Annotated in this window: 8 protein-coding genes and 1 pseudogene; 8 read left to right on the forward strand and 1 reads right to left on the reverse strand. The window is 73.6% G+C overall.

Annotated elements, in window-relative coordinates:
* Positions 1–152: 152 nt before the first annotated feature.
* On the reverse strand, positions 153–602 hold the full coding sequence (locus GTW08_RS06705) for an SRPBCC family protein (protein WP_062397671.1): 450 nt from the start codon (positions 600–602) through the stop codon (positions 153–155).
* 194 nt (positions 603–796) lie between these two features.
* Between GTW08_RS06705 and GTW08_RS06710 the strand changes: the two genes are divergently transcribed.
* The 8 genes and pseudogenes from GTW08_RS06710 to GTW08_RS06745 all read left to right on the forward strand — a co-directional run.
* Positions 797–1,945 carry a BMP family lipoprotein gene (locus tag GTW08_RS06710; protein WP_161151581.1) on the forward strand — a complete coding sequence of 383 codons (1,149 nt, stop codon included), beginning with the start codon at positions 797–799 and terminating at the stop codon, positions 1,943–1,945.
* Positions 1,942–3,453, forward strand: coding sequence for an ABC transporter ATP-binding protein (locus GTW08_RS06715; protein ID WP_073576401.1), 1,512 nt, complete (start codon positions 1,942–1,944; stop codon positions 3,451–3,453). Before GTW08_RS06710 ends, GTW08_RS06715 begins: the two co-directional genes overlap by 4 nt.
* Positions 3,450–4,529 (forward strand): ABC transporter permease, encoded by a 1,080-nt coding sequence (locus GTW08_RS06720; RefSeq protein WP_062397669.1) that lies wholly within the window; start codon positions 3,450–3,452, stop codon positions 4,527–4,529. The genes GTW08_RS06715 and GTW08_RS06720 overlap by 4 nt, the downstream gene beginning before the upstream one ends.
* Positions 4,526–5,761, forward strand: a complete 1,236-nt coding sequence (locus tag GTW08_RS06725; RefSeq protein ID WP_100878700.1) for an ABC transporter permease — start codon at positions 4,526–4,528, stop codon at positions 5,759–5,761. The genes GTW08_RS06720 and GTW08_RS06725 overlap by 4 nt, the downstream gene beginning before the upstream one ends.
* A 39-nt stretch (positions 5,762–5,800) precedes the next feature.
* Positions 5,801–6,202 (forward strand): cytidine deaminase, encoded by a 402-nt coding sequence (locus GTW08_RS06730; RefSeq protein WP_073576845.1) that lies wholly within the window; start codon positions 5,801–5,803, stop codon positions 6,200–6,202.
* A complete protein-coding gene (locus GTW08_RS06735) occupies positions 6,199–7,485 on the forward strand; it encodes a thymidine phosphorylase (RefSeq protein ID WP_073576398.1) in 1,287 nt (428 codons plus the stop codon). Before GTW08_RS06730 ends, GTW08_RS06735 begins: the two co-directional genes overlap by 4 nt.
* Before the next feature lie 200 nt (positions 7,486–7,685).
* Positions 7,686–8,006 (forward strand): DUF485 domain-containing protein, encoded by a 321-nt coding sequence (locus GTW08_RS06740; protein WP_346009866.1) that lies wholly within the window; start codon positions 7,686–7,688, stop codon positions 8,004–8,006.
* A 17-nt stretch (positions 8,007–8,023) separates the two neighbouring features.
* Positions 8,024–9,607 (forward strand): annotated as a pseudogene (locus GTW08_RS06745) (cation acetate symporter); the annotation flags it as partial.
* Positions 9,608–9,813 lie beyond the last annotated feature (206 nt).

Here is a 9,813-nt window from a genome sequence, read left to right on the forward strand (position 1 = left end):
CGCCACGACGACGGGAACGAGCAGCCGGGCGGCGGGTCGGCGCGGGGAACCCGGGCCGGCGGGGGTCGTCACCGTTGCAGCATGACCCACGGCCCGGCGGAACGGGCCGCCCGCTGCGGGCCCGGCACCACGGCCCGCGCCCCGCGGCACGGTCAGCGCTCGACGATCTCCTTGACCCGGTCCAGGCTGCGCTCCAGCCCGTCGCGCATCAGGGCCTCGCGGTCCCGGCCCAGGATCCCGCTGCGCTGCAGCAGCCGTACCGGCAGCGCCGCCTCGCCGGTCTTCTCCCGCCAGGCGACGACGGTCGTCGCCCCGTCCCCGGCCGGCTCCAGGACCCAGCCCCAGGCCGTCTTCGACTCGCCGACCACGAAGGTGAACCGGCGGGCCGGCTCGCACTCGGTGACCCGGCAGTGGGTCGACCAGCGGATCCGGCCGCGCCGGTTCCCGCCGGTGAACCTGGCGCCCACGGCGGGCCCCGTCGCGTCGCCGCGCCACCGTCCCCCGGTGGCCTCCGGGCTCCACTCACCGGCCCGGGTGATGTCCGAGACCAGCTCCCACACCCGCTCCGGTGGGGCCTGCACCGTACGTTCCGCGCGATCCATCGATCCTCCTCCGAGACTGCTGTCACCTCCCGGGTACAAGATCGTCCGGGTGTGCGGACGGTACCGTCCGTCAACCGCTCGACGATTCCGCGTCACGGCCGTGTTTCGAGTTCTGCCGAAACCGTTGTCCAGCGGTTACCGTCCCGTCCGGACATGCGCCGCCGAGCGGTGGCGCCGGAGGGGGAGGTCACCTCGTGCGGATCAACCAGCGCATCGGAGGCAGGGGCCGGTACGCGACCGCGATCGCGCTCGTGGCCGCGGCGGCACTCACGCTCGCGGGCTGTGCCCGCGACACCGGCGGGGGCGACGGCGCCCAGGCCGGGGAGTGCGAGCGCGTCGCGCCGCCGTCGGTCCCGGCAGCCTCGGCCCAGCCGGCGCCGGAGGCTCCGAAGGCGGACGCGAGCCGGCTCAAGGTCGGGCTGGCCTACGACATCGGCGGCCGTGGCGATGCCTCGTTCAACGACGCGGCGGCCGCCGGCCTCGACCGCGCCGTCGCCGAGCTGGGGCTCCAGAAGGCCAACACGCGCGAGGCGACAGCCCAGGCGGGGGAGAGCGAGGACGCGGGCACCAACCGCCTCCGCCAGCTCGCCCAGGGCGGGTTCAACCCGATCGTCGCGGTCGGCTTCAACTACGCCACCGGCGTGAAGACCGTCGCGACCGAGTTCCCGAACATCCAGTTCGCCATCGTCGACGACGACACGGTCGACCTGCCCAACGTCAAGCCGCTGGTCTTCGCCGAGGAGCAGGGCTCGTTCCTGGTCGGCGCCGCGGCCGCGCTGAAGACCTCGACCTGCAAGGTCGGGTTCATCGGCGGCGTCGACAACCCGCTGATCCAGAAGTTCGACGCCGGCTACGAGCAGGGTGCCAAGGCCGTCGCGCCGCAGATCGACGTCGAGTCTGCCTACATCTCCCCGGCCGGCGACTTCACCGGCTTCAACGACGCCACCCGCGCCACCGAGATCGCATCCGGCCAGTACGACGGCGGCGCCGACATCGCCTTCGCCGCGGCGGGCCAGTCGAACCAGGGTGTCTTCGCGGCCGCGCAGACCGCGCAGAAGAAGGCCATCGGCGTCGACTCCGACCAGTACAACTCGCCGCAGCTGACGCAGGTCCGCGACACGATCATGACGTCGATGATCAAGCGGGTCGACGTGGCGGTCTACGAGTACATCAACGCGGTCGCGGGCAACGCCGTCGCGACGCTCCCGGCGCGATTCGACCTCGCCAACAACGGTGTCGGCTACTCCACCTCCGGTGGCCAGGTCGACGACATCGTCCCGCAGCTCGAGGCGTACAAGGCCGCGATCATCGCCGGACAGATCGACGTCACGTCCACGAAGTGACCGACGAGCGCCACGCGGTCGAACTGCGCGGGATCACCAAGCGGTTCCCCGGCGTCGTCGCGAACGACGGCGTGGACCTCACCGTCACCCACGGTGAGGTCCACGCCCTCTGCGGCGAGAACGGGGCCGGCAAGTCGACCCTGATGAAGATCCTCTACGGGATGCAGACGCCCGACGAGGGCACGATCGTCGTCGACGGGGCGGACACGCACTTCCGCAGCCCCGCCGACGCCATCGCCGCGGGGATCGGGATGGTCCACCAGCACTTCATGCTGGCCGACAACCTGACCGTCGCCGAGAACGTGCTGCTCGGCGCCGAGCGCCTGCACGGCATCGGGAAGGCGGCCCGGGCGCGGATCACCGAGCTGTCCGCGACCGTCGGGCTCGCCGCCCGGCAGGACGCGCTCGTCGAGCACCTCGGCGTCGCCGACCGGCAGCGCATCGAGATCCTGAAGGTGCTCTACCGCGGCGCCCGCACGGTGATCCTCGACGAGCCGACCGCGGTGCTGGTCCCGCAGGAGGTCGACGAGCTGTTCGCGACCGTGCGCCGGATGCAGGGCGACGGCTACACGTTCCTGTTCATCTCGCACAAGCTCGACGAGGTCCGCGCCGTCGCCGACCGGATCACCGTGATCCGCCGCGGCCGCACGGTCGGCACCGCGGACCCGCTGACCGTGACCAACCGCGAGCTGGCGGAGATGATGGTCGGCTCGGAGCTGCCCTCGCCGGAGACCCGCGAGTCGACCGTGACCGACCGCGAGGTGCTGCGCGTCGAGGGCCTCGGGCTGACGAGCCCGGACGGCGGCCGCGACCTGCTCGACGGCGTCGACCTCGTCGTGCACGCCGGTGAGGTGCTGGGCATCGCCGGCGTCGAGGGCAACGGCCAGACCGAGCTCGTCGAGACGGTCATGGGGATGCGCAGGCACGCCCGTGGCCGGGTGCTGCTGAACGGCACCGACATCTCGGCGAACTCCACGATGGCCCGCCGCGAGGCCGGCATCGGCTACGTCCCCGAGGACCGGTCCCGCCACGCCCTGCTCGGCGAGCAGCCGCTGTGGGCGAACCGGATCCTCGGGTTCCAGTCCCGGCCGCCGATCGCCCGGCGCGGGCTGCTGGACACCGCCGCCGCGCGCACCGACACCGAGCGGATCGTGCGCGACTTCGACGTGCGTACCCCCGGAATCGACGTCATGGCGGCCGCGCTGTCCGGTGGCAACCAGCAGAAGCTCGTCGTCGGACGGGAGCTGTCCGGCGACCCGGTGCTGCTCATCGCGGCCCACCCGACCCGCGGTGTCGACGTCGGCGCACAGGCAGGCATCTGGGCCGAGCTGCGCCGCGCCCGCGCGGCCGGGCTCGCGGTGCTGCTGGTCTCGGCCGACCTCGACGAGCTGATCGGCCTGTCCGACACCCTCGCCGTCATCTCCGGCGGGCGGCTGGTCGGCACCGCCGATCCCGCGACCGTGACCCCCGAGGAGCTGGGTACCAAGATGACCGGAGCCGCCACGTGAGCCGGCTGCGGGGCGCCGTCGTCGCGCCCGTCCTCGCGATCGCGGTCGCCGCCCTGCTCTGCGGGGTCGCACTCGTGATCAGCGGGGCGTCGCCGTGGACGGCGGTCACCACCATCCTCGCGCAGGTCGGGTCGGGCACGGTCGTCGTGGACACCGTGAACTCCGCCGCCGTCTACTACCTCGCCGCCCTGGCCGTCGCGATCGGCTTCCAGATGCGGCTGTTCAACATCGGCGTCGAGGGCCAGTTCCGGGTCGCCGCCTGCGTCGCCGCGATCGTCGGCGGGACGGTGGCGCTCCCGCCCGTCCTGCACACCGTGCTGATCATGGTGGTGGCGCTGCTGACCGGCGCCGCCTGGGTCGCGATCCCGGCGCTGCTCAAGGCCTACCGCGGCGTCTCCGAGGTCATCTCGACGATCATGCTGAACGCGATCGCCACCGGGCTGATCGCCTACCTGATCCGCGCCGAGACCTTCGGCGAGCTGCGCGGCAACAACATCACCACCCCGCCGATCCCCGAGTCGGGCTGGTTCCCCGGTATCCCGGTCGGCAACGGCGCGATCTTCGGGATGGTGTTCGTCGCGGCCGCGCTGGGCATCGGCTACTGGTTCCTGCTCGGACGCACCCGGTTCGGCTTCGAGCTGCGCGCCTCCGGCGAGTCGGCGACGGCCGCCGCGACCGGCGGGGTGAACGCGCGCCGCACGATCGTCGTCGCGCTGCTGCTCTCCGGTGCGGTCGCCGGGCTGGTCGGATTGCCCGAGCTGCTCGGGCGCGACCACGCCTACACGCTGTCCTCGCCGCAGGGCTACGGCTTCACCGGCATCGCGATCGCGCTGCTGGGCCGCAACCACCCCGTCGGCATCGCGCTGGGCGCGCTGCTGTGGGCGTTCCTGGACAAGTCCGCGGTGGCGCTCGACGTCGTCGGCATCCCGCGGGAGATCGTACTGATCATGCAGGGCCTGATCGTGCTGTCGGTGGTCGTCGCCTACGAGGTCGTCCGCCGGGTCGAGCGCCGGGCCGAGCAACGGCGGGTCGCCGCGGCGGCCCCCGCACCGCAACCCGCGGAGGTGTCGTCGTGACCGCGGTGCTGGATCGTGCGCGGTCTCTGCCCGGCTGGGCCCGGTCGGCGCTGATCGCGGCCGTGCTCGTCGCCGTCCTGTCCGTCACGGTGACGCTGACCGGCCAGATCCAGCTGACCTCCGGTGGCACCGCGTCCGCCGCGGTGCGGCTGGGGCTGCCGATCCTGCTCGCCGGCCTGGGCGGCCTCTGGGCCGAACGCGCCGGGATCATCAACATCGGCCTCGAGGGCATGATGGTGCTCGGCACCTGGGGCGCGGCCTGGGCCGGCTACCAGTGGGGGCCGTGGGCGGCGATGCTCGGCGGGCTGGTGTTCGGCGCGCTCGGCGGGCTGCTGCACGCCGTCGCGACGGTGACGTTCAACGTCAATCACATCGTCTCCGGCGTCGCGATCACCCTGCTCGGGACGGGGCTGACGAAGTACCTGGCGACGCTGGTCTTCACCCCGGTCTCGCAGAACCCGCGCCAGTCCCCGCGGCTGGAGGGCTTCACCGAGTTCTCGATCCCCGGGGTCTCCGAGGGCCTCGCGGCGCTGGAGGCCCAGCAACGGGTGTTCGTCTCCGACCTCGCCGGGTTGCTGTCCGGGCTGGTCACCGGCCTGACGCCGATCCTGGTCATCGGGGTCGCGCTGGTCCCGGTGAGCTACCTCGTGCTGTGGCGGACGGCGTTCGGGCTGCGGCTGCGCAGCGCGGGCGAGTCGCCGGTCGCGGCGGAGTCGCTCGGCGTGAACGTGGTGCTGCACAAGTACGTCGCGGTCACGATCTCCGGCGCGCTCGCCGGGCTCGGCGGTGCGGCCCTGGTGCTCAACCCCGGCCAGCTCGGCTACCTGGAGAACCAGGTCGGCGGCCGCGGGTACATCGGCCTCGCCGCGATGATCTTCGGCAACTGGCGGCCCGCCGGGCTGCTCGTCGGCTCGGCGCTGTTCGGCTACGTCGACGGCCTGCAGCTGCGTGCCGGCGGTGAGGCGGTGCACGCGCTGCTCTACGGCGCGACGCTGGTCGCGGTCGTCGTCGCGGTGCTGTGGGCGATCCGCCGGATGTGGACCGCCGCCGCCGTCGCGCTCGTCGCGGGGCTGCTGGTGTACGCGGTCTACTGGTCGGTCGACACCGTGCCCAGCGAGTTCGCCTCCTACGCCCCGCAGCTCGTCACGCTGATCGTGCTCGCGGCGGCCTCGCAACGACTACGACCACCGGCCCGGCTCGGCGAGCCGTACCGGCGCGGGGAGGGACGCTAGATGGCAGGCGGGGGACCGTCCGGAGCGGGCGCGGACATGATGCGGCCCGACGCGCCCGTCCCGGACTGGGACGCCCTGCGGGCCGCCGCGGTGCAGGCCGCGGCCTGGGCGTACGCGCCGTACTCCCGGCTGCGCGTCGGCGCGGCCGCACTCGTCGACGACGGGCGGGTGGTCACCGGCTGCAACGTCGAGAACGCCTCCTACGGTCTCGGCGTCTGCGCCGAGGTGACCCTCGCCGGGCAGCTGCGCCTCTCCGGCGGCGGACGGCTGCTCGCGGTCGCCTGCCGCTCCGGCGACGGCGACCTGCTCATGCCGTGCGGACGCTGCCGCCAGGTGCTCCACGAGTTCGGCGGCGCCGCCCTGCTCTGCGACACCCCGCGCGGGGTGCTGCCGTTCACCGAGGTGCTGCCCGACGCGTTCGGCCCGGAGGATCTCCCGTGAGCTTCTCCGCGGTCGAGGTCATCGCGGCCAAGCGCGACTGCCGCACGCTGTCGAGGGCCCAGATCGACTGGGTGGTCGACGCCTACACCCGCGGCGAGGTGGCCGACGAGCAGATGGCCGCGCTGGCCATGGCGATCCTGCTCAACGGCATGGAGCCCGGCGAGATCGCGCACTGGACCCAGGCGATGATCGACTCCGGCGAGGTCCTCGACTTCGGCGACGTCGGACGCCCGCTGGTCGACAAGCACTCCACCGGCGGCGTCGGGGACAAGATCACGCTGCCGCTGGCGCCGCTCGTCGCGGCCTGCGGGGCGGCGGTGCCGCAGCTGTCCGGACGCGGGCTCGGCCACACCGGCGGCACCCTGGACAAGCTGGAGGCCGTCCCCGGCTGGCGCGCCTCGCTGACCACCGACGAGATCACCGCGCAGCTGCGCGAGGTCGGCGCGGTCGTCTGCGCGACGACGCCCACGCTCGCCCCCGCCGACAAGCGGCTCTACGCGCTGCGCGACGTCACCGGCACCGTCGAGTCCGTCCCGCTGATCGCCAGCTCGATCATGAGCAAGAAGCTCGCCGAGGGCACCGGCGGGCTGGTCCTCGACGTGAAGGTGGGGTCCGGCGCGTTCATGAAGACCCTGCCGCGCGCCGGGGAGCTCGCCGACGCGATGACCGCGATCGGGGCCGCCCACGGCCTCCCGACCACCGCGCTGCTCACCGACATGTCCCGCCCGCTGGGCCGCTGCGTCGGCAACGCCCTGGAGGTCGCCGAGTCGGTCGAGGTGCTGCGTGGTGGGGGACCGGCCGACCTGGTGTCGCTCACCGTCGCGCTGGCCACGGAGATGCTCGCCCTCGCCGGTCTGCCCGACGCCGACCCGGCCGCCGTGCTCGCCTCCGGTGCCGCGTACGACGTGTGGGAGCGGATGATCGCCGCGCAGGGCGGGGACCCGTCCGCACCGCTGCCGGTGGCCACGCACGTCGAGACGGTCGTCGCCGAGCGGTCCGGGATCTTCGCCGGGGCCGACGCGCTCGCCGTCGGCACGGCGGCCTGGAAGCTCGGAGCCGGGCGCGCCCGCAAGGAGGACCCGGTACAGGCCGGGGCCGGGGTCCGGCTGCTGGTCGACCCGGGCGACGAGGTCCGTCCCGGCACCCCGCTCGCCGAGCTGCACACCGACGACGACGCCCGGCTCCCCACCGCCCGCCGGCTGCTCGCGGGAGCGGCACTGATGATCACCACGGACCCGCCGCCCGAGCGGGACCTCGTCCTCGACGTCCGCCGGGGCAGCTGACCCGGCCCGGCCGGGGTCGCATGCGACCCCGAACGGCGTCAGGTGGCTGACGGGACGTGACAGATCTTCCTGCGTCCGCGTGCCGCATTCGTGACGAAACGTAACTCTCGGTGTCTCCGTCCGTTACGCACAGTGTGAACCGTTCGCCGGCGACGATGCCGTCCCCCAGCCACGTCCCCGTGTCACCGGACCGCGCGGGGGTGACGGCGGGCCCCGACGTCTGGACCACGGCCGAGGCGAGCGAGGACTTCCGCGAGCTCCGCGCGCGCCTGCTGCGTTTCGTGCTGCCGGCGACCGCGGGCTTCCTGGGCTGGCTGTTCCTGTTCGTGGGGCTCAGCGCCTGGGCGCCCGGGCTGCTCGGCACCCGGGTGCTCGGCGACCTCACGCTGGCGCTGGTGCTGGCCATCGGGCAGTTCGTCACGACGTTCGCGATCACCGCGCTGTACGTCCGGTACGCCGGCCGCCGGCTCGACCCGCTCGCCGACGAGATCCGTGAGCGTCTCGAGCGGGGCCACCGGTGACCGCAGCCGTCGCGGCCGTGTCCCCGGCCCCCGGGGACCCGCTGCTCAACATCCTGGTCTTCTCGTCGTTCATCCTCCTGGCCTTCGTCCTGGTGCTGCGGGTGCGGCGGCGCTCGTCGGCGGCCCGGGACTACTACACCGCGGGCAGCGGCTTCACCGGTCCGGAGAACGGCCTGGCCCTGTCCGGGGACTTCCTGTCGGCCGCGACGTTCCTCGGCATCGTCGGCGCGGTCGCCGTCGCCGGTCCCGACGGGTTCCTCTACGCCGTCGTCGCCTTCGTCGCCTGGCTGGTGGCGCTGTTCTTCGTCGCCGAGATGCTGCGCAACACCGGTCGCTACACGATGGCCGACGTCCTCAGCTACCGGTTGCGGCAGCGCCCGGTGCGCGCGGCCGCCGCGACCTCGGCGGTGGTGATCTCCACGCTGTACCTGCTCGGCCAGCTCGCGGGCGCGGGCGGCCTGCTCGCGCTGCTGCTGAACATCACCGACCGCGCCGGGCAGTCCGCGACGATCGCCGGGGTCGGGGCCGTGGTCATCGGGTACGTGCTGATCGGCGGGATGAGCGGCGCGACCTGGATCCAGATCGTGAAGGCGGTCCTGCTGCTGGCGACCGGGATGATCATGGCCGCGTTCGTGCTCGGCACGACCGGTCTGAGCCTGCCCGCGCTGCTGACCGCGGCGGTCGCGAACCACCCGCGCGGCGAGGCCGTGCTGTCCCCGGGGCTGCTGTACGGCGGTGGCCTGACGGCCAACCTGGACCTGCTGTCACTGGCCGTCGGCGGTGTCCTCGGTGTGGCCGGGCTCCCGCACATCCTCATGCGCTTCTACACCGTCCCCGACGCCCGGCAGGCCCGGAAGTCGGTCGTGTGGGCGATCTGGCTGATCGGCGCGTTCTTCCTGCTGGTACTGGCGCTCGGGTACGGCGCCACGGCGCTGGTCGGGCCGGAGGCGATCCTCGCCGCGCCAGGCGGGGTGAACTCGGCGGCGCCGCTGCTGGCACTGCAGATCGGCGGGCCGGTGATGCTGGCGCTGGTCTCGGCGGTCGCCTTCGCGACGATCCTCGCGGTCGTCGCCGGTCTGATGATCACCGCCGCGGCCGCGTTCGCCCACGACGTGTACGCCCAGCTGCTGCGCCGCGGGCAGGCCACCGCGGCCGAGGAGGTCCGCGTCGCCCGGCTGACCACCGTCGTCATCGGGCTCGTCGGCATCGCCGGGGGCATCCTGGCCAACGGCCAGAACATCGCGTTCCTGGCCGCCCTGACCTTCGCGATGGCCGCCTCGGCGAACCTGCCGACGCTGCTGTACTCGCTGTTCTGGAAGGGGTTCACCACGACCGGTGCCCTGTGGAGCATGTACGGCGGCCTCACCGTCACGCTGACGCTCATCGTGTTCTCGCCCGCGGTGTCCGGGGCGCCGACGGCGATGCTGCCCGACCTCGACTTCGCGTGGTTCCCGCTGGCGAACCCGGGCCTGGTGTCGGTCCCGGCGGGCTTCCTGCTCGGCTACCTCGGCTCCGTCCTGGGCCGCGAACGCCCCGACGCCGCCGGGCATGCGCAGATGTCGGTCCGGGCGCTGACCGGGGCCGGACTGCAACGTGCGGTGCCCGAGGGCCTGCCGGCGCCGCTCCCCACCGGCCACGGTGCCCACCCGGCCCCCGCCGGTCACGGCGTAACCCCGGTCCCCACCGGTCACGGAGCCCACCCGGACCCCGCCGGTCACGGAGTCCACCCGGCCCCCGCCGGTCACGGTGCCCACCCGCGCCCCGACGGTCCTGCGGCCCACCCGGGCCCGGCCGGTCCCGCGGTGCA

Source organism: Pseudonocardia sp. SID8383 (genome assembly GCF_009864975.1).
Lineage (GTDB): Bacteria > Actinomycetota > Actinomycetes > Mycobacteriales > Pseudonocardiaceae > Pseudonocardia > Pseudonocardia alni.

Coding starts and splice junctions, on each gene's coding strand:
- GTW08_RS06705 (WP_062397671.1), bottom strand. CDS start 602: ATGGATCGCGCGGAACGTACGGTGCAGGCCCCACCGGAGCGGGTGTGG.
- GTW08_RS06730 (WP_073576845.1), top strand. CDS start 5,801: ATGCGGCCCGACGCGCCCGTCCCGGACTGGGACGCCCTGCGGGCCGCC.